General features: G+C 47.2%; 18 protein-coding genes and 1 pseudogene. All 19 read left to right on the top strand.

All coding sequences use genetic code 11. The features are described from left to right. Nucleotides 1-37: 37 nt before the first annotated feature. The 19 genes and pseudogenes from ACTG2U_RS04925 (at nucleotide 38) to wecC (ending at nucleotide 20224) form a co-directional block, all read left to right on the top strand. Nucleotides 38-622, top strand: coding sequence for a GNAT family N-acetyltransferase (locus tag ACTG2U_RS04925; RefSeq protein WP_164537106.1), 585 nt, complete (start codon nucleotides 38-40; stop codon nucleotides 620-622). After that, the gene (locus ACTG2U_RS04920) at nucleotides 619-852 is read left to right on the top strand and encodes an acyl carrier protein (RefSeq protein WP_439975106.1); all 234 of its coding nucleotides are present in this window, start codon (nucleotides 619-621) and stop codon (nucleotides 850-852) included. Before ACTG2U_RS04925 ends, ACTG2U_RS04920 begins: the two co-directional genes overlap by 4 nt. Continuing rightward, a complete protein-coding gene (locus tag ACTG2U_RS04915) occupies nucleotides 852-1601 on the top strand; it encodes an SDR family oxidoreductase (protein ID WP_429013717.1) in 750 nt (249 codons plus the stop codon). The genes ACTG2U_RS04920 and ACTG2U_RS04915 overlap by 1 nt, the downstream gene beginning before the upstream one ends. After that, the gene (locus ACTG2U_RS04910) at nucleotides 1598-2956 is read left to right on the top strand and encodes an AMP-binding protein (RefSeq protein ID WP_439974135.1); all 1359 of its coding nucleotides are present in this window, start codon (nucleotides 1598-1600) and stop codon (nucleotides 2954-2956) included. The genes ACTG2U_RS04915 and ACTG2U_RS04910 overlap by 4 nt, the downstream gene beginning before the upstream one ends. Then, entirely contained in the window at nucleotides 2953-4008 is a 1056-nt protein-coding gene (locus tag ACTG2U_RS04905; protein WP_429013722.1) for a LuxE/PaaK family acyltransferase, read from the top strand. Before ACTG2U_RS04910 ends, ACTG2U_RS04905 begins: the two co-directional genes overlap by 4 nt. Further along, entirely contained in the window at nucleotides 3987-5192 is a 1206-nt protein-coding gene (locus tag ACTG2U_RS04900) for an acyl-CoA reductase (RefSeq protein WP_429013724.1), read from the top strand. The genes ACTG2U_RS04905 and ACTG2U_RS04900 overlap by 22 nt, the downstream gene beginning before the upstream one ends. Before the next feature lie 168 nt (nucleotides 5193-5360). Beyond that, nucleotides 5361-6312 (top strand): annotated as a pseudogene (locus ACTG2U_RS04895) (glycosyltransferase family 2 protein). Then, on the top strand, nucleotides 6309-7484 hold the full coding sequence (gene glf, locus ACTG2U_RS04890; protein ID WP_255912083.1) for a UDP-galactopyranose mutase: 1176 nt from the start codon (nucleotides 6309-6311) through the stop codon (nucleotides 7482-7484). Before ACTG2U_RS04895 ends, glf begins: the two are co-directional and overlap by 4 nt. Continuing rightward, on the top strand, nucleotides 7459-8523 hold the full coding sequence (locus ACTG2U_RS04885; RefSeq protein ID WP_255912082.1) for a stealth family protein: 1065 nt from the start codon (nucleotides 7459-7461) through the stop codon (nucleotides 8521-8523). The genes glf and ACTG2U_RS04885 overlap by 26 nt, the downstream gene beginning before the upstream one ends. A 78-nt stretch (nucleotides 8524-8601) precedes the next feature. After that, nucleotides 8602-10041: a glycosyltransferase gene (locus ACTG2U_RS04880; protein WP_335830952.1), complete on the top strand. Its 1440-nt coding sequence runs from the start codon at nucleotides 8602-8604 to the stop codon at nucleotides 10039-10041. Nucleotides 10042-10467: 426 nt separating this feature from the next. Next, entirely contained in the window at nucleotides 10468-11589 is a 1122-nt protein-coding gene (locus ACTG2U_RS04875) for a glycosyltransferase (RefSeq protein ID WP_255912080.1), read from the top strand. A gap of 248 nt (nucleotides 11590-11837) precedes the next feature. Then, nucleotides 11838-13532 (top strand): asparagine synthase-related protein, encoded by a 1695-nt coding sequence (locus ACTG2U_RS04870; protein WP_335865949.1) that lies wholly within the window; start codon nucleotides 11838-11840, stop codon nucleotides 13530-13532. A 13-nt stretch (nucleotides 13533-13545) separates the two neighbouring features. Further along, complete coding sequence (locus ACTG2U_RS04865) at nucleotides 13546-13743, top strand: hypothetical protein (protein ID WP_335812429.1); 198 nt, start codon at nucleotides 13546-13548, stop codon at nucleotides 13741-13743. A gap of 24 nt (nucleotides 13744-13767) precedes the next feature. After that, the gene (locus tag ACTG2U_RS04860) at nucleotides 13768-14376 is read left to right on the top strand and encodes a class I SAM-dependent methyltransferase (RefSeq protein ID WP_429013728.1); all 609 of its coding nucleotides are present in this window, start codon (nucleotides 13768-13770) and stop codon (nucleotides 14374-14376) included. 41 nt (nucleotides 14377-14417) lie between these two features. Beyond that, complete coding sequence (locus ACTG2U_RS04855) at nucleotides 14418-15395, top strand: TDP-N-acetylfucosamine:lipid II N-acetylfucosaminyltransferase (RefSeq protein ID WP_439974134.1); 978 nt, start codon at nucleotides 14418-14420, stop codon at nucleotides 15393-15395. Nucleotides 15396-15588: 193 nt separating this feature from the next. Next, the gene (locus ACTG2U_RS04850; RefSeq protein ID WP_335865952.1) at nucleotides 15589-16470 is read left to right on the top strand and encodes a methionyl-tRNA formyltransferase; all 882 of its coding nucleotides are present in this window, start codon (nucleotides 15589-15591) and stop codon (nucleotides 16468-16470) included. Further along, the gene (gene rffA, locus ACTG2U_RS04845) at nucleotides 16467-17606 is read left to right on the top strand and encodes a dTDP-4-amino-4,6-dideoxygalactose transaminase (protein WP_335830957.1); all 1140 of its coding nucleotides are present in this window, start codon (nucleotides 16467-16469) and stop codon (nucleotides 17604-17606) included. The genes ACTG2U_RS04850 and rffA overlap by 4 nt, the downstream gene beginning before the upstream one ends. A gap of 157 nt (nucleotides 17607-17763) precedes the next feature. Next, complete coding sequence (gene wecB / locus ACTG2U_RS04840) at nucleotides 17764-18894, top strand: non-hydrolyzing UDP-N-acetylglucosamine 2-epimerase (protein ID WP_255912070.1); 1131 nt, start codon at nucleotides 17764-17766, stop codon at nucleotides 18892-18894. A gap of 85 nt (nucleotides 18895-18979) precedes the next feature. Next, nucleotides 18980-20224, top strand: a complete 1245-nt coding sequence (gene wecC / locus ACTG2U_RS04835) for a UDP-N-acetyl-D-mannosamine dehydrogenase (protein ID WP_335812434.1) — start codon at nucleotides 18980-18982, stop codon at nucleotides 20222-20224. Nucleotides 20225-20282: the final 58 nt, after the last annotated feature.

Genomic DNA, 20282 nt, shown 5'->3' with positions numbered 1-20282 from the left:
CAGTCACCTAGAGGCTGATATTCGATTGAACTCATTGATGGCAAAAGAGATAATCAAGAACCTCAGTGAGGTGGACGGTAATATGACGAGTTTGAAAGAGTTTGCTCGCTATGGTGTCAAGTTGGTGGCTCTGGCCCAAGATGATATTGAAATGGTGCGTCAGTGGCGTAATGATCCCAAGATTGCCAACCTGATGCTCGACAAGACCTATATCACGAGCGAGATGCAGCAGTGCTGGTTTGACCGACTGCAGCACGCCACCGATCAATTTTACTACCTGGTGTGGTTTAAAAACCAACCCATTGGGGTCGCCTCTCTTATCAAGGTCAATCGTGACGCAGGATGTTGCGAACCAGGCATGTATATCTATGTCGATGAGTATCGAAATAACATAGTGCCCTTCTGTGTTGCGTTCGCACTTAATGACTTGGCTTTTGAAGAACTGGGGGTGTCGCAGCTGTTTGGCAAGATTTTTGCCAACAATCAGCCATCCGTCCGTTTTCATGAGGCGTGTGGCTACCGTCACTATGAAACGCAAGAAGATGGTCTCGGTTTGTATATGCTCGAACCAGAACCCTATCTGGCTGCTCGGGCTCACATCGCTCGTTTTATAAGGTACTGATAATGCAACTTGAACAGTTATTTTCCGATGCCTTGGGTATTCCTGTTGAGCAGGTTTCCGATGTACTGAGTTATCAAGGGATCCCTCAGTGGGATTCGGTTGCCCATATGGGTCTAATTGCTCAACTGGAAGATCATTACGGCATCTTGCTAGATACCGATGACATCATTGACATGAGTTCAGTCGCCAAGGTTCGCGAGATCCTGAAAAGATATGGTGTTGAACTCTGATGAGCGGGTTGCTGCAAGGCAAAAAAGTACTTGTCACTGGAGCCGGTCGCGGCATTGGTTTGGCTATCGCCCGGCAGTTTGCCGCACAAGGGGCGGTTCTATGGCTAAATGGCCGTGATGATGTCGAGATTGCTAGGGTAGCAGAGGCTTTGCATGCCGACTTTGGAGTGTCCTGTTTGCCACTTTGCTTCGATGTGGCTGAGCCGAAGGCGGTCAAACAGGCTTTCCAGCGACTGTTTACCGAGACCCGTCAGCTGGATGTGCTGGTCAATAACGCCGGGATTCTGGATGACGCATTGATCGGCATGGTCCAGCAACAGCAGATTGAACGCACATTTTCGACCAACAGTTATAGCACACTTTATTGCAGCCAGTATGCCGCTCGCCTGATGCAACGCGCGGGGGGGGGCAGTGTCATCAACATGACATCGATTATTGGTCGGGTGGGGAATTCGGGCCAAGCTGTCTATGCCGGCAGCAAGGCGGCGGTGATCGGTATTACCCAGTCACTGGCCAAGGAGCTGGCTGCCAGCCAGATCCGGGTCAATGCCATTGCTCCCGGTTTTATTGATACCGATATGGCGCATGCCATCCCGCAAGAGAAGTTTGCCGAGCGGGTGGCCAGCATCGCGATGGGACGGATTGGCACGCCAGATGAAGTGGCCAAAGTGGCCCTGTTTCTCGCGTCCGACTTGTCGAGCTATGTGACCGGGCAGGTGATTGGGGTCGATGGGGGGATGGTGATTTGAGCCGGCCTGATTTGCTGACCCATCTGGTTGACGACAATGACGAGCCCGCCTGGCGAGACCCGCAAGAGGGGTGGCTCAGTTATGGTGAGCTGGCTCGGCGTGTGGCGCAGTTGGCCACCACCTATCCTGCTGGCCGCCATTTGGTCTACCTGCCATTCGTGACGTCTACCCTGCATCTGCTGCACTACTTGCTGGCCCTGCGTGATGGCCACGCCATCATGCTGGCCGATCCTGCACAGGATGCCCGGTTGCACCATGAGCAGTGCCAGCGCTTTAGTGTCAGTCTGCGGGTACTGGAGGATGGGGCAGTTGCGCATCTTGGCGATGCGCCTTCACTTCACCCTGAGCTGGCCATGCTGCTGCCGACATCGGGCAGCACCGGTTCCAGCAAATGGGTGCGATTGTCGCGAGCCAATCTTGATGCCAATGCCGCGGCCATCGCCGAATACCTGGCGCTGAACGGGCGTGAGCGTGCCATCACCTCGTTGCCACTTTTTTACTCCTTCGGTATGTCGGTGCTCAACAGCCATCTTTTGGCTGGTGCCTCGCTGGTTTTATGTACTGCCAGTCCCCTTGAGCGCCACTTCTGGGATGAGGTCAATCGCCATCAGGTCACCAGCGTGGCGGGGGTCCCGTTTACCTTTCAGATGCTAAACCGCTTGCGTTTTGAGTGGGCCCGCTATCCCAGCCTGATGACCCTGACCCAGGCCGGAGGACGACTTGAGCCGGCACTGGCAAAGCAATTTGCCGAGCAGGCAGCTGCGCTGGGACGCCGTTTTTTCGTGATGTATGGCCAGACCGAAGCGGCGCCGCGCATTGCCTGGCTGGCGCACGATGAAGTGATGATTGCCCCGGATGCCATCGGCCGTGCCGTACCGGGCGGGAGTCTCTCTCTGCGTCATGAGCCCGGCTTTCCCGACGGGGAAGGGGAGTTAGTCTACCAAGGGCCAAATGTGATGCTTGGCTATGCCGAGCGCCCTGAAGATCTGGTTCGGGGACGTGATATGGATGCGCTCTTTACCGGCGATCTGGCTCGTTGTGATGAGGCGGGCCGCTTCTATCTGACCGGGCGACTCAACCGTTTCCTGAAGCTGTTTGGCAAACGGGTAAGCTTGGCTGAAGTGGAAGCCTGGTTGCAGGGGAGGGGCTATTCCAGCGCCGCTACCGGCCGCGATGATCGCCTGTTGGTAGCCATCGAGGCAGACGCGTGCCCCAGTGATGCACTACAGCTGGAGCTGGCCCGCTGGCTGATGGTGCCACCATCAAGCGTGCGTATCTACCAACACCATTTGCCACGACGCAGCAATATGAAGATTGATTATCCGGCCCTATTAACAGCGCTGGAGCAGCTATGAACAGGCTGTTTGATGCGCCGGTTTTCGGGCTGCCCCAACAGGAAAAAAGTGGGCTGCTCCTTGCTCGCCTGAATGAATTGACGCAGCGGCACGGGCAGGGGTGTCCAGCTTTTGCCAATATTCTGTCGGCGTTTGGCTGGGGTCAGGCTTCGACCTATCAAGAGCTTCCCTATCTGGCCGCCCGCCTGTTCAAATTGGACCAATGGCAGAGCGTGCCGCAAGACGAGGTGTTCAAGGTGCTGACCTCCTCTGGCACTACCGGAACGCCGTCACGAATTGTGCTGGACAGGGAGACCGCCGCCCTGCAGAGCAAGGTGCTGGTGAAGATCCTGCAAGAGTTTGTCGGCAAACAACGGTTGCCCATGCTGCTGGTGGAGCAACCTGCCCTTATTCAAAACCGCAGCGGCTTTTCAGCCCGAGGAGCCGGTGCGCTGGGGCTCTCCTTCCTTGGCCGTGACCATACTTATGCCCTCGATGAGCAGATGCGGCCCAACTGGCCTGTCATCGAGGCCTTTTGTGACAAATATGCGGGCCAGCCGGTCCTGCTGTTCGGCTTCACCTTCATGGTGTGGCAATGTCTGCTGGAGCCGCTGCGTGAGCGAGGTCTGCAACTGCCGCTGACGCAGGGCACGCTTTTTCACAGCGGTGGCTGGAAGAAGCTGCAACACCTCGCGGTAGATAATCCTGCCTTCAAGCTGCGCTGCCATGAACAGTTGGGGCTGAGCCGGGTGCACAACTTCTATGGCATGGTGGAACAGGTGGGGTCGGTGTTTGTCGAGTGCGAGCAGGGCCATCTGCACGCCCCGCTTTTTGCTGATCTGCTGGTGCGGGATCCGCTGACCCATCGACCGCTCGGGATCGGCCAACCCGGTTTGTTGCAGGTGATCTCTGCCATTCCCCAAAGTTATCCAGGCCACAGTTTGCTCAGCGAAGATCTTGGTGTGCTGCTGGGCGAGGATGATTGTCCCTGCGGTCGTCGTGGCCGTTATTTTCATGTATCAGGACGTCAGCAAGGCGCCGAGGTGAGGGGATGCAGCGACACTTTCCAGTGATCCGATCAGATGCAGAAGATGCCATGTGGCAAGCTGGGCCCGAGGTCGCTTTCGTGGCTCCCGTCATTGGCTGGCAAGGTTTTGTTACTCGCCCGCAGCCAAGCTTTGCGCCCGTCATAGGTGACTTTGTGGCTGCGCTCTCTGCACGTCTGCAGCAGGAGGGACGAGCGAATCCGGATTTAGCCGCTTTTGGTTTTTGGTTGCGGCCACGCCAGATTGAGGTACAGCGCAAACGCATGGCAGGGCGCGCACCCTTGGGGATGGTTTTTCATCTGGTACCCTCCAACGTGCCGACCGTCGCGTTCTACTCCTGGATCATGGCGCTGCTGATGGGCAATGGGTCCGTGGTACGTCTCTCATCGCGCATCGACCCGGTGCAAGAGGCCATGCTGACCATCCTGAACGAGCTTTTCTCTCTGCCCGAGTGGCAAGAGATTGCCTCGCGTACCCGTTTTATCCGCTATGACCACGACGAACGCGTCACCGCTTGGCTGTCGGCTCGGTGCCGCCTTCGCATCATTTGGGGCGGTGATGAAACCATCGGTCGGGTACGGGCTATTCCGCTTTCACCCCGCGCTCAGGAAATTGTGTTTCCGGATCGTCGCTCCATGGCGGTATTTGATAGCCAATGGCTCGCCAGCCTGGATGCTGCCGCATGGCGGCAATTGGTTGCGGCTTTGCAACAAGACTTTACTCGCTTCAATCAGCAAGCCTGCGCCTCGCCCACCACGATTTGCTGGTTGGGCACTCCCGATAGTGTGTTGCGACGTCGTTTGCTCGAAGCAGTCTTTGTCCCCTTTGCAGACAGCCCTGCCCTGATGATGGAACGCCTCATCAATTGTCAACAAAATGCCGCTCTCGATGGTCAGATGCAGCAGGAGACCTTTGCTGGCGTCACCTTATTGACTCCCACCGCCTCTTTGCGGCTTGCACACATCGGAGGAGGTACAGTTGCCGAATTTGTTGCCGATACCCTTGATGAGTTGCTGTTACAACCTTGGGATATGCAGACCTGTGTCTGGGTTGGGCCAGATAAAATGCGGCTTGAGTGTGCTTTACAGCTGTCGCCTTGCTGCCGTATCGATAGGGTGGCAAGTCCGGGACAAGCGCTGGCATTCGAATGGCTCTGGGACGGCATCGACATGCTGGTGACCTGCAGCCGTCAGCTTGCTCGCATTGAATAGTGGATGCCAGGTCACATAAATCAAGTCATATCAATGAATTAGCTTGGTCAGGCACGGCTCTTGCAGTAAATATTGCCATGAAGGGCAGGAAAGGTTGACAGAGACCGTGCGGTAGCCTTGTCCATTTTCTCCAATTCGCTTCTTTTTTACTCTACTTCTGGATCCTCTATGAAAGTCAGCGTACTGGTGCCGGTGTATAACCTCGGGCGCTTTATCGAGCCCTGTCTGCTTAGTTTGCTGGAACAGCAAACCAATTTCGATTTTGAGGTCATTGCCATTGATGACGGCTCGAGCGATGACTCCTGGTCCATCATGCAGCGGCTGGCACGGCAGTGGCCGCAACTCAAGGCACTACAGAACTCGCAGAATATGGGGTTGGCCAAGACCCAGAAACGCTTGCTGAGAGAGGCTACCGGTGAATACATCGCCTATGTCGACGGGGATGATCTGGCTCTGCCGGGCAAGCTGCAGAGCCAGGCCGATTATCTTGATTCGCACACTAGCTGCACGCTTTGCTACCACGAAGCTGAGGTGTTTGATTCTGATAGTAACGAAGTGACTTCTCACTATTCGCGCGATTACTACAACGCTCGTTATATCCCGCAGCAAGCACAAGCCGAGCATTTGATCCGCTATGGTTGTTTCCCGAATGCCAGCTCGATTGCATTCCGCCGTCATGGTCATTTACAGGAGGCGGTCGACGAAGGGTGTCGAATTATCCTCGATCACCCCTGGCATATTCTCAATGCTCTTTATGGCAAGGGCAGTGTCGATTTTATTCCAGTGGTATATGGCCGTTACCGGATCCACTCTCACAGCTTTGGGGGACAAACCAAGCGTTCGTCAGAACGGCGTGACCAGGTGCTGGCTGATCAACTCAGAGCCTGTGACAACGCGCGTCCATTTGGGATATCCGAATCGGTTATCGCGGCAGGCAAGGCGCACTACCGTTTCGCGACGGCACTCTATTTTCTCAAACAGGGTGATGTAGTGCGTTTCGAGTGCTTCATCAATGAATCCGTGGTGGATGGCTGGTTTCGATGAGCGGCATCAATTGGCCTGGGAGAATCGTGCTCGACCCAACATTGTGGCTCAACTGCTTTTCGGGGTTTCTCAATGAGCTATCAGGCGATCGTCATCGGCGCCGGGCTGTCCGGTGCCGTCATGGCTGAACGAATGGCCAGCCAGCTCGGTTGGAAGGTACTTGTGCTGGAGCAGCGCGATCATATCGGTGGCAACTGCTTTGACGAGTATGATGAGCATGGGGTGTTGATCCATCGCTATGGACCGCACCTCTTCCATACCGATAACAAGGAAGTCTGGGATTACTTGTCGCAGTTTACCGAATGGCTGCCTTATGAGCATCGTGTGTTGTCACGCATCGACGGGCAGTTGGTGCCTATCCCGTTCAACCTGACCAGCATCGAGTGCTGTTTCCCCGCCGACAAGGCAGCCGCCATGATTGAGGCCCTGCGCACCCGGTTTGGTGATGGTGCCAGAGTGCCTATTCTGGAACTGCGCAAAGAGGCGCATCCCCTGCTGGGTGAATTGGCAGATTTCATCTATCAGAAAGCCTTCGTCAACTACACCAGCAAACAGTGGGGGGTACCGCCCGAGCAGATCTCCCCCCAGGTGACGGCACGAGTGCCCGTGGTGGTGAGTCGGGATGAGCGCTACTTCACCGATCCCTGGCAGGCGGTGCCGGCGGAAGGCTATACCGCCATGTTTGAGCGCATACTTGCGCACCCCTTGATTGACGTAAGGTTGTCGACCCCTATGGAACAGTATGTCAGGTTGGACTGGCTGCAGAAGAGGGTGCTGCTGGATGGTCTTCCTTTCGATGGCCCACTGATATATACCGGTATGCTGGATCAGTTGATGCCGGCAGAAGGGAATTGCCTGCCATACCGCTCGCTGCGCTTTGAACATCGCCATCTGGCGCAAGAGCAATTTCAACCTGTCACCACCGTCAATTATCCGAATGAAGAAACCTTCACTCGGATAACCGAATTCAAGCATTTCAGCGGGCAGGTGCATCCCGGCACCAGTATCGTGTACGAATATCCCTGTGACTATCAGCCAGAGCAGGAGTTGGAGCCTTACTACCCGCTGTTTACCGATTCAGCTAAACAGCAGTATCAGGCTTGCTGTGATGAATTAACCAAGTTTCCGCGGCTAACAGCGTTGGGCCGACTTGCCGAATACCGTTATTTCGACATGGACGACGCTGTGGACAATGCGCTTGTCAAATTTCGAGACCTGAAACATGAATACTCAAGATATCAAAATTGATTTTGTCCTACCGTGGGTTGATGGCAGCGATCCTGAGTGGCAAGCCGAATTTGCTAAATATAAGCCTGCTAATCCCTTATTGAATACTGGGTCGCGGTTTCAAGACTGGGAGAATCTGCAGTATATTTTTAGAGCGTTCGAAAAATTTACACCATGGGTCAATAAGATTTTTTTGATCACTTGGGGGCACTTGCCTGCTTGGTTGAACATAAATCACCCCAAACTAGTTATTGTTAATCACAAAGATTATATCCAGCAGAAAAATCTGCCGGTATTCAACGTCAACCCCCTGGAGATTAATCTTCATCGCATCAAAGGATTGAGCGAACATTTCGTATTTTTCAATGATGATCTATTTATTCTGCGACCTTTACAGCAAGAAGAGTTTTTCCAGAACGGCCTACCAGTTGATTTCGCCATCATGGATGCAACACATGACGGTCTTATCTCTCACATAGTCCTTAATGATATCGATTTGATAAACAAAAACTTCAATAGACATGTGAAGCCTGCGTATGAAAAAAAGAAAATCGTCATAAATAATTTTAAAAAATGGTTCAATCCAAGATATGGTCTTGATGTTATAAATAACTTAGTCTTTCTGAAATGGAAAGGCCATACAGGTTTTGTCATGAACCACTATCCATCTCCTTATCTTAAAACGACATATTTTAATGTGTGGGAAAAAGAACCCATAATCATGGAAAAAACAACAGCCTCAAAATTCAGAAGTAATGAGGACGTAAATCAATATCTTTTTCGGTATTGGCAGTTGGTAACGGGGCAGTTCTATCCTGCAGAATATAGAAAGTGGAAAAAAGAGCGCATGCATGTCGAGGTAAGAACACTTCAGGATGCCAAGCGTGTTGCTCGTGATATTCAGAGTGGCCAATTTTCTATATATTGCATCAATGATGCTATATATAAAGGTCGATATACCAAAGAAGATATGAGCGCCGAAGATTTCATTTTTTCAAAAAAAGAAATTAATGCTGCATTCGAGACGGTTTTCCCTGCTCGCTCTTCATATGAACTGTGAGGAGTATGTTCTTTTATCCGTTGACATGGCTCCCGTTACGAGTATCTATTGGCCTCTCGGAAATCATCAGGACGTATTATGAGCAAAAACAGGATCCTCATTTTTGGTATCGGTGGATTATATCTGAAACTGAAAGACATTATTCTTTCTCATTATGAGGTTGTGGCTTTTTACGATAATGACGCCAGAAAATGTGGCCAATATTTGGATGGCCGATTGATCCGGCATGTCGATGATGGTTTTCCAGATGACTTTCAATTTATTCTGGTTGCTAGCATGTATTTTGCTGATATTCGAGCCCAGCTTCTTGCTGCTGGAATTTGTGATGCCAAGATAAAAAATATTAATTTTGATAAATTGATTGGCCGTGATTTGCTAGCATCAAAAAAAACAACCATTAATCAAAAAAAGAAAGAGATTATAGAAAAAATTAATGGTTCCTTGCTGTTTGTTATCAACACGCTACGCGCAGGTGGAGCGGAAAGGGCTCTAATAAATCTACTCAGTTTGCTGGCTGTGCGTGGTGTTTCAGTCAACGTGATTTCTCTTTATGGTGGTGGAGTATATAGTTCTCAGATTAATCATCCACATGTCCATGTTGAATTATTTCCCCCTGAAGATGATATTGTTGGTAAATTGATAATAAATACGACGCCCAATTTTCAAGAAATGGTTATAGATAAAAAATTCGATGTTGTTATCTCATTTCTCGAGGGACATGCCACGTTATTTTGCTCATCTATTCCCGCCAGAAAAAAAATAGCATGGTGTCATACAAATCTAAAAACTTATCATTGGACTAGTCATTTTTTCGTCAGTGATGTTGCTGAGCAGGCTTGCTACAATAAATTTGACGAAATTGTATTTGTATCCCAATCTGGCTTGGCTGGTTTTTGTGAGCTATATCCTGGCATAAACAGCCACAAGTCTGTTATTCCTAATGTATTTAATTCATCACAAATTATTAAACTTTCTCATGGCAATGTAAATTTCTCTGGGTTTACATTTATAACAGTGGGGCGATTGACTGCGGTCAAAGGATTTGATCGGCTGATTGAGGCTTTTGCTGATGTGTGCCTGCGCGTAACAAAAGAAGTGAATCTGATGATCATTGGTATCGGAGAAGAGTATGAGCGGTTGAGTACGCTGGTTTCTTCCCTTGATTTGACTGATCGCGTGATTTTGTTGGGATATTCGGAGAATCCTTACCAGTATATGTCTGCCGCAGATGTTTATATCTCTTCGTCATATACCGAGGGACATCCGCTTTCCATCGGCGAGGCATTAATACTTGGCTTGCCCGTCGTCGCGACGGACAACCAGGGGGCAAATGATATTCTTCAGCATGGAGATTACGGATTACTGGTAGATAATTCTATCAATGGTTTGTTATCCGGTATGTTACGGGCGGTAAATGATTCGACATTTTTGCCTGAGTATACAGCCAGATCGATACAAGGCAGTGCACAGTTTGATAGCGAAAAAATCATCGATTCTTTTCTGGCAGTTATTGATTAGAACCTTGGAATTAATTAAATAAAGCCGCTGCTATTAAATCCAGGGTTGCCAGTGATGGATGTGTTTGATATGGCCGGATTTCCTTGAATTACAAAGATAGCATCACCATGCTGTACCTCGGGTTTTCAATTTCAATGTATTCTGTATATAAAAGATGAGAAGTTTGAAAATTGTGAATGACATCGGTAGCACGTGCTGAGCATTGTTAATCAGTTAGATGATTACTCACAACAGTAATGATGGTGATGGTACGTTGTCTGCATTTATTGAGTCCTTCCCACACTTTCACAAAACCACATCGAAGTGTAATTTTTGCGAATATATTAGATACCATTGCTGGAATAAAATCTAGAGCTGGTACTGAATATCGAATATACGCGTAGCTTAATATAAAAGACCAAGGTGTTATAAATGTTGAACATATGTATGGTTGCCTACATCAATTTGAAGACAAAAAGCTTAATAGGTGTAAGGAAAAAGGTGTATGCCCAATGCGTTCACATGTCAAATAATAATGTGACGACCTCTCTCGTGTGTCTTGATGGGGCAAACATCATTTTGCTAGAATTTTTTAATGGGCAAGAAGTGTCGCAAGAAATATTATCATCCAATACTCCAGTAGGTGGTGAATCGTTTTTTAGTAAGGTGGCTTATCTCATACAACAAAACACGATTAAAACAAATTATATGTGCATAAGGTACCATGTTCTTGCTGATGATTCATTGGCGCAACTTGTAAAAGTCGCAGCAGAGAAATTTGCCGTGTATTTTGAAATACCAACATTCCCGTACGATGGCGAACTGACGGAAGAAAGGATAAAAATCGATACGCATAATCAAAAGTTGATATCACCTTATGTTGCTGGTGTTTTCTGTCCTGCCTGTGTGGATGGTGATGTTTTTCTTGGGAAAAAAATAATAAAAACAGGGAATGGTGTGCAGCTGTTCGATACTGACTCAGAATTAAATCATAAAAATATTATTGAAGATTTTAAAATTGTTGGTGTTGCATCCTTAACCTTTTGGCATGGTTATGACAGAATCATAAAATCACTTGATGATTTTAAGCGTAAATTGCCAAATATACGATGTAATTATTATATTATCGGTGAGGGGCCAGAAAAAGATAAACTGGCCAAGTTAGCAAAAGAATTATCTGTTGAGGATATGGTTCATTTCTGTGGTTCTCTGGATGGAGATGATCTACTTAAAATGTATCAGATGGCTCATTGTGGCGTCGCATCTTTAGGCTTGCATAGACATCACGCTGAAAATGTTAAAATAGAGACGCTAAAAGTAAGAGAGTTTATGGCGATGGGGCTTCCATTTATTCTGAGTTATCAAGATAGTGTGGATTTTTATTCGTTGCCAGGGGTGTATCGGGTGAGTAATGATGATCTTCCTATTGATCTGGTTGATATTTTCAATAAATGCAAGATTTTTTATTTAGATAAATCGGCTGGTGTTTTAATTGACTTTGCAAGGAGAAATTTTGGCTGGGAAGAAATAATGAAAAAACAGGTGGGTTATATTGTTAAATCAGTTTAATCTGCAGCGTTGAAAGGAATTTCTCTGCGCCCTACGTTATTCAGAAAAGCGACTCTATGAGCTTGGTAAAGCAATGTGACTAACCGATGATAAAAACCCAGTAGAAGTGGCATTAATTAAAAATGGTCATAGTCAATAATTAAAAATAGTCATAGTCAATCGCCGTCAAGATCAGAAAACTATCATAGTTAAGTACGAAATGAAGAGTGTAAACTCCTCTCGACATCAATTATTAAAATGAGCCGCTTATGCCAGGACTGTTCGGTTATATAAAAAAATACCCCGCACATTCGGATGCGATAAGTCAGATCATTCGTATGCAAGAGGATCTTTATCCAGTTGCTATTGAACATGAACATCAAGATGAAAACTTAGCTGGGGTTCGATGCTATTCCTTCTATGAAAAAATGACGCATCAAGATGCGACGGGCACTATTCATATTTGGGTCGAAGGGTGTGTTTATAATCTGGCGGAGGTGGCTCATCGATATCGACGTGTTTTCCAGGATCTGAATCAGGCTCTGCTATGGGGTTATCAGCAAAAACTGCTGGCAGAGATGCTGGCGGCGCTGGATGGAATATTCTGCGTGGTAATATATGATCGGCAGCAAAAAAAAGTCACCTTGTTGACTGACCGATATGGTATGCGTGGGCTTTTTTACTATCACAAGAATAGCCATTTTGCTTGGGCAAGTGAGATCAAGGGGTTTATGCCGCTGGAGTTCTTCGATAGGCAACTGGATAAACAGGCTCTCTCTTGTTTTATGGATCTGGGCTATCTGGTCGGCGATATTACCTATTTTACTGGTGTGAGCCTGTTACCACCCGCAACGCTGCTAACCTATGATATCGATACCGATCGATTGCACAGTCAGCGTTATTGGTCGTGGGCAGATATTAAGCAATGTAATTTGTCATTCAGAGATGCGACCGATGCATTGGGTGAAATCGTGATGCGTGCCGTTCATCGTCGAATTGATATGGCAGAGTCGTTAGTATTCCCCATCAGTGGTGGGTTGGATTCAAGAATGTTGCTGGCGGCGACGCATCGCCTGTATCCGGGATATAAGGGGCCTTGCTTTACTTTTGGAACTCATGATTGTGCCGATATCGTTTTGGCGCAGAAAGTGACCGATCTGGTTGGTTGGCCCCATGAAATTCATGAATTGACACCAGACAATTGGTTTGAAAGACGGATACCGACCATCTGGGTAACCGATGGACTGCTGGATATGCAACATATGCATGGCTGTGAATTTGTTGATGATATTACCAAGCAGGGGCGTTTTGTTATAAATGGTTATTCTGGTGATGCCATTTTGGGTCCAAGTTTTTTGCGTGCTGATACCACTAATAAACGAATCAATAAAGGTATTGCGGAAAAATATTATGGACAATATGTTCATTTAGCCGATATTGAATCATCGTTCTATGATATTCCGCATGTTGAGCCAAATCTCTTGATGAATCGGGTCAGAAGGTTTACCAATATGGGAACTTTGGCTTCATCGCCCTGGCTGGAACATAAAAAGCCATTTTTAGATAATGAGCTGATCGAGTTTGTATTCAGCATTAATGACGAGTATCGACTTGAAAATAAACTATATTCAACGATGTTGCTTAATCAATTTCCTGAGTTTTATAAGACTATTCCGTGGCAAAAAACAGGTAGAACAATAGATAATAATCCAGAGGTTGCCATGCCTTTGTCTGCCACCGAAAACTATACCGATTATATTAGCTGGATAAGAGAGCCTGATATCGCTGTCAAGATCGATAGGATACTAAATTCACCAACTGCTTTATATCGGAATTTCATTGATGAAGATTGGCATGAGATGTATCTTGTGCCACATTTGAAGAAAAATCTGAATCGAAGCAATAAAATACTTCGAGCCGTAACAATTGAATTATTCTTGCAAAACTTCTTCCAGTTTCCATAAGAGCTACTAAATCATGTCAAGTAAGAGCAAGCAATTCCTCAGAGAGCATATTTACGAAGAGTCGTTAATCAATTTTGGCCTTAGGAACGAAAAATACTTGGATGATGTCATTGATTCCTGGTCTGATTTTGAAAATGATCTCAATGGACGTTGGCGTGAACTAGAACATTTTGGGGATGTTCATGGTTGTATTCTTGACATGGCCGCCTGAGTCGGTTCATTTGTCTTTCGTGGTTTGAATCGGGGGTATAATGTTTGCGGTGTTGAACCAGAAAGCTGGAAACTTGAATATATCAAGATGCGAATTGAAGAAGAGCCAAATTATTCTGAGTTTAACGATAGAATTAAATATGGTCTTGGTGAAAAACTGGACTTCGAGGACAATACGTTCGATTTAGTGACTACATATCAGACACTTGAGCATGTTCAGGATGTTGCCGCTTGTATTGATGAATTGATACGGGTGGCCAAGCCCGGTGGGAAAGTTATAATTCAAGCACCCGACTATTGTGGCCTTTTTGAACCTCATTATTTGTTACCGCTTTTGCCAAGGTTGAACCAGCTGATGGCAAAATTCTTTCTGAAGGTTATCAATAGGCCAACAACAGGATTAAAGACACTTAATTGGATAACAAGTAAAAAAATCACATCCTATATTAGTGAGAAATATCCAGGGTTGGAAGTGATCGATGTCAGAAGATGTCATCATAATAAAAATGTGAAGTTAGTTGTGGATAAATATCATTTGCCCGAGTTCTTCGTGAGGAGCTGCTTTAGGTTTTGTAAATGGTTAAAATCATTCCGTCGGTGCGAAGACATGTATCTGGTCATCAAAATGTTGTGAGGTAAGTTATGATTTTGCACGTCATGATAATGGAAAAGTTTATGCCACCATTCATTGATTTCATGATTGAGCATTTTGATATCAGACTGCATCGGTTTGTTTTTATCACCAGTCCTAAGTATCAATATGGTTTGCAACCTCATCACCCAGTCGAGTTTTTGTATCGTGATGAAGATTTTGTAACGCTTGCCTCCTATTTTGATGCGGCGGAAAAAATAATACTGCACGGTCTATGGCGGCAAAAGGTGAATGATCTTCTCGTGCAAAGTAAAAGCTGGCTTGACAAGTCTTTCTGGGTAATGTGGGGGGGGGACTTTTATTATTATGACCAATATTCACTTAACCATAGGAAAGTAATAAATAATGTATCTGGGTTAATATCATATGTTCCTGGAGATATTGAAATTGTCAGGAAGAGATATATGGCTCGTGGCAATACTTATTCTTGTTTCTTTTACCCAAGTAATGTTTATTGCGGGCCGAGGTATGACCCTCATAGCGATTGTGACGGCGACGCTCAGTCACTGAATGTCATGCTTGGGCACTCCGGCGTTGTAGAAAATAATCATGCGTACTGGATTAAATACTTTGCAGATATTAAAAATGTGACTGTTTTTTCTCCTTTGGCTTACCCTAAAAATTCTGACTATGTGACAGAGGTGATCGCTATTGGTGATGCGATCCTCGGGGAACGGTTTAATCCAATGCTGGATTTCTTCTCAAGAGAAAAGTATGAACATTTTTTGAATGGAATTGATTTTGCGATTATGCCTTCTTGGCGTCAGCATGGTATGGGAAATATTATTTCTCTACTTGGACGAGGTATCCCGGTAGCTATGCATGCAGAGACTACATCAAGACAGTTTTTTCTTAATATGGGGGTTGATGTTTTTTCAGTTGAGCAGATTAATGCGGCTTTACTAAGCATTGGCTATCAATCACAGAATGCTAAAATCATACATGATTATTTTACTGTTAATCAGTTGGTTAATGATTGGCGTGCGATTTTTAATGGCTAGCTTGCCAAGTGTCATCTATAGTCGATTGGGGTGAATTATGATATGCAGCTTTATTTAGAGGGAGCAATCGATGATGATTAATTGGATGGCGCGCTTGAGATAATTAAACGTTATGTTATTGGCCATGTGCTTTCTGTGTCTGTGAAAGTCGTTTTTAGTCTGATGAACTGGATTTTATAAAAGGTTTTTTCATATGTATTTAGCCTCATCAAATAAAGTGAAAATTCTGGCTGCAGGGTTAAAAGGATTGAGGGCAATACAAGGAGTAAAGGAAAAAACTGATGATGTTTTTGTTGTTATAGGCAAAGATGTTCATGTTAAAAATGATTTTTCTGGAGAGATTGAATTATTTTGTAAAAAGGAAGAAATTCAATATTCGTATGATATGTCTGATGGTGATAATGATTTTGGGCTTGCTATAGCCGCAGGATGGCAACGGATGATTTATGATATGCCATCATCAGCGCTAATAGTGTTTCATGACTCATTGTTGCCTAGATATAGAGGATTTAACCCTTTGGTTACGGCTTTATTGAATAAAGATCGTTTTATAGGGGTGACAGCATTAAGTGCGGCTGATAAATATGATTGCGGTGATATAATTTATCAATTAAAAATACCTGTCGAGTATCCGATTTTAATTGAAGATGCCATTCGTAAAGTTGGTGACTCTTATTATGTTGTCGCAAAAACAATATACGACTTGTTCATTAGGAATGAATTAAAAGGTACACCTCAGGACGAAGCGTTGGCTACGTATAGTTTATGGAGAGACAGTGATGATTACGCCATTAATTGGAGTATGGATGCTGAACAAATACAGTTGCTAGTAAACAGCGTTGGATATCCCTATCTTGGTGCATCTACAAGTGTTAATGGTGAGTTAATTAGAGTGAAAAGTGCTACTTTAGTTAAAGATCTCATCATTGAAAACCGAACACCTGGGAAGATAATTTATTTTGATGGTAATATGCCAGTTGTTGTTTGTGGTAAAGGCCTTCTGCGATTAGATTGTTTAGAGACAAATGATGGTGATTTAATGGTGATTACAAAACTCAGAACAAGATTCAAATGAATATGACGCCATTTAACAAACCCTATTTGCATGGCCGTGAGTTGGTCTATATTGCTGAATCAGTTGCCAGCGGAAAGATATCGGGTGATGGTGTGTTCACTCGTAAATGTCACAATTATTTGGAGTCGCGTTATAACTTTGGCAAAGTACTGCTGACCACTTCCTGTACCGATGCCTTGGAAATGGCGGCGATTTTGCTCAATATTCAACCTGGTGATGAGGTGATTGCACCAAGTTATACATTTGTTTCCACGGTCAATGCGTTTGTCCTGCGTGGAGCCAAAATTGTCTTTGCGGATTCTTATCCCGAACATCCGAACATTGACCCGAAGCAAATTGAAGCGCTGATTACTCCCAGAACACGCGCGATCGTGGTTGTTCACTATGCCGGTGTGGCCTGTGATATGGATGCGATCATGTCACTGGCTGAGCGATATAAGATCCCAGTCGTTGAGGATGCAGCCCAAGCGATCGACTCGTTTTATAAATCACGCCCATTGGGCAGCATCGGTTGTCTATCTACATTTTCATTCCACGAGACCAAAAACATTATTTCCGGTGAAGGTGGTCTACTGGTTATCAATGATAAGCAGTATATACAGCGTGCTGAGATAATTCGCGAGAAGGGAACTAACCGTAGCTCGTTCTTCCGTGGCGAGGTTGATAAATACGGTTGGGTCGATATTGGCTCCTCTTTTTTACCCTCCGATATCATTGCCGCCTATCTGTATGCGCAGTTGGAGCAGTTGGACGCAATCCAAAGACGTCGGCTTGAAATATGGCATCGCTATCTACAGGCATTGACACCCATGGTCGGCGTTTATGGGATTAAATTGCCATCAATCCCTGACTATGCCACCAACAATGCGCACATGTTTTACCTGGACTGTGCCAGCCTTCAACAGCGTAGTCAGTTAATTCAATATCTGGAATTAGCCGGGATTAAAGCCGTTTTTCATTACCAATCTTTGCATCGCAGCCCCTATTTTCAGGGACTGCATGATGGTCGTTCACTGCCCAATGCGGATCATTTCACCGATTCGATCGTCCGTTTGCCGATGTATTTCGATTTGTCGAATGATGAAGTCGATTTTGTCTGTGCGCAAATTATCAGCTGTCTCAATCAAGCCGGCTAGTGGCCGGTTTCGCGGCACCGAAATCATTTTCGGTCCATGTCGGCTGTTGGCGGCGATTAATTTGTTCTCATGGCATTAAAAGCGGAGCCTAATCGCGCCATTCATTTGCAGGTTCTTATACGCTAGCGGCTTTTGGCAGCTTGTTTGGAGTAAAACGATGTCTTCAACTCAGCGCGTGCTGATCGTGTTCGGAACTCGCCCGGAGGCCATCAAGATGGCTCCTGTTATCAAGGCGTTCCGCAGTCATTCCGGTGTTGAGGTTGCCGTCTGTGTTACCGGGCAGCATCGCCAGATGCTGGATCAGGTGCTCGCCCTGTTTGATATTCGACCCGAATTCGATCTGGATATCATGACCCCGGGTCAGGATCTCAATGATGTTACTGCGGCCATTCTCGTTGGCCTCAAGCCGGTTTTTGCCGCTTTTCAACCCACTCGAGTGTTGGTTCACGGGGATACGGTGACGTCCTTTGCTACCACTCTGTGCGCTTATTATCATCGTATCCCGGTCGGGCATGTCGAAGCTGGGTTGCGGACTGGCAATCTCTATTCTCCCTGGCCGGAAGAGGGGATGCGCCGCTTGACTGGCGGCATTGCGGACCAGCACTACACGCCCATCGAGAGCAGCCGTCAGAATCTGCTGCGTGAGAATATTCCAGCACAAAACATCTTCGTCACCGGTAATTCCGTAATCGATGCCCTGCTGGAGATCTCCGATAAGATAGAAAAGGACACGGCATTGCAGCTTAGCCTGAGTCAGCGGTTTGCGTTCCTCGATGGCCGCAAGCGGATGTTGCTGGTGACAGGCCACCGTCGGGAAAATCACGGGGAAGGTTTCGAGCGGATTTGTCGCGCCTTGCGGCAGCTGGCAACCAGAGATGATGTGCAGATTGTGTATCCGGTCCATCTCAATCCAAATGTGCTGGATGTGGTACAGCGCAATCTGGGGGGGGTGGCCAATATCTTCCTGATTGAACCGCAGGATTATCTTGCCTTTGTCTATCTGATGAAGCGCAGCTATCTGATTTTGACCGACTCGGGTGGTATTCAGGAGGAGGCTCCTACCTTAGGAAAGCCGGTCCTGTGCATGCGCGATACCACCGAGCGGCCAACAGCGGTCTCGGCCGGAACCGTCTATCTGGTGGGCACTGACGAGCACGCAATTGTGGCCAAAACCTGCCTGCTGCTGGATAACGAACCTGCCTATCAGGCCATGAGTCTGGCCATGAATCCCTATGGCGATGGCAAAACCAGCGAGCGGATTGTCGCGGCCGTACTGGGTTGCGCTTGATGGCATGAGATTCGCTAGGTGTTTTCACTCTCTTAAAACAACACAGCGGTCATGGCCGCACCGAAGTATCTGGAGCCGTAGCAGTATGAAATTTAACAGCGTATCCATCATCGGACTGGGCTATATCGGCCTGCCCACGGCGGCGATCATTGCCAGCAACGGAATTCGGGTACTCGGTTTCGATGTGAATGCCCATGCGGTGGATACGATCAACCATGGCAAAATTCATATTATTGAACCCGGGCTCGAGGATCTGGTACGCACTGCGGTGGAAGCTGGCTACTTGAGTGCTCACTCCACCCCGCAGCCTGCCGATGTCTTTCTGGTGGCGGTACCGACGCCGTTTAAAGGTAAGAATCGCGAGCCGGATCTGCGCTTTATTCGGGAGGCGGCGCAGAGTCTGGCGCTCTGTCTTGAACCGGGCAATCTGGTGATCCTGGAGTCCACCTCACCGGTTGGAACGACCGAGCTGATAGCCTCCTGGTTGGCTGAGTCGCGTCCCGACTTGACGTTTCCGCATACGGTCAAGCCGGGAACATGCCCTGATGTGTTGGTGGCTTATTGTCCTGAGAGGGTTTTGCCTGGTCATGTGGTTCGTGAATTGGTTGATAATGATCGAATCATCGGTGGCTTGGATGCCGCCAGTACTGAAGCAGCCATGGCGTTTTATCGTCTTTTTGTGAAAAATGGAGAGTGCATCGCCACATCAGCGCGCACTGCTGAGATGAGCAAGCTGGCGGAAAACTCCTTTCGTGATGTCAATATTGCCTTTGCCAATGAACTATCGCTGATTTGCGACCGGCAGGGGATCGATGTGTGGGAGTTGATCTCTTTGGCAAATCGCCATCCGCGGGTGAATATTTTGCAACCCGGCTGCGGTGTTGGCGGCCATTGTATCGCGGTAGATCCTTGGTTTCTCGTCAATCAGAATCCGGATCTGGCGAAACTGATCCAGCAGGCCAGACTGGTGAATGATTACAAACCTCTCTATGTTGTTGAGCAAATCGAGAAGGCGTTACCTGAACAGTCCAGCCGCCGGATTGCCTGTCTGGGCTTGTCCTTCAAGCCGAACATCGATGATTTGCGTGAAAGTCCGGCCTTGAACATCACGCGTATTCTGGCTCGTTGTACCCAGAATGAAATTCTGGTGGTTGAACCGCATATTTCCGCATTGCCGCTCGAGTTATCTGGCCTGAAGAATGTCCAGTTGGTGACGTTGGAGCAGGCGCTCGACCAGGCCGATGTGGTCGTGCAGTTGGTGAAACATAACCAATTCTCCGATGTGGCTACTACGTGTGTAAAGCAGGTCAGGTATATGAAGTTTTGTTGAGGGAGGGGGGACGATAAAGAATGAGCACCTTTGTTATTTTAATTTCTTACTCTCTGTG

Origin of the sequence: Aeromonas sp. 95A, from assembly GCF_051919235.1 — a bacterium.
GTDB lineage: Bacteria > Pseudomonadota > Gammaproteobacteria > Enterobacterales > Aeromonadaceae > Aeromonas > Aeromonas veronii.
The sequence above is the reverse complement of the archived record's forward strand: the minus strand, read 5'-3'. Positions and strand labels throughout refer to the sequence as shown.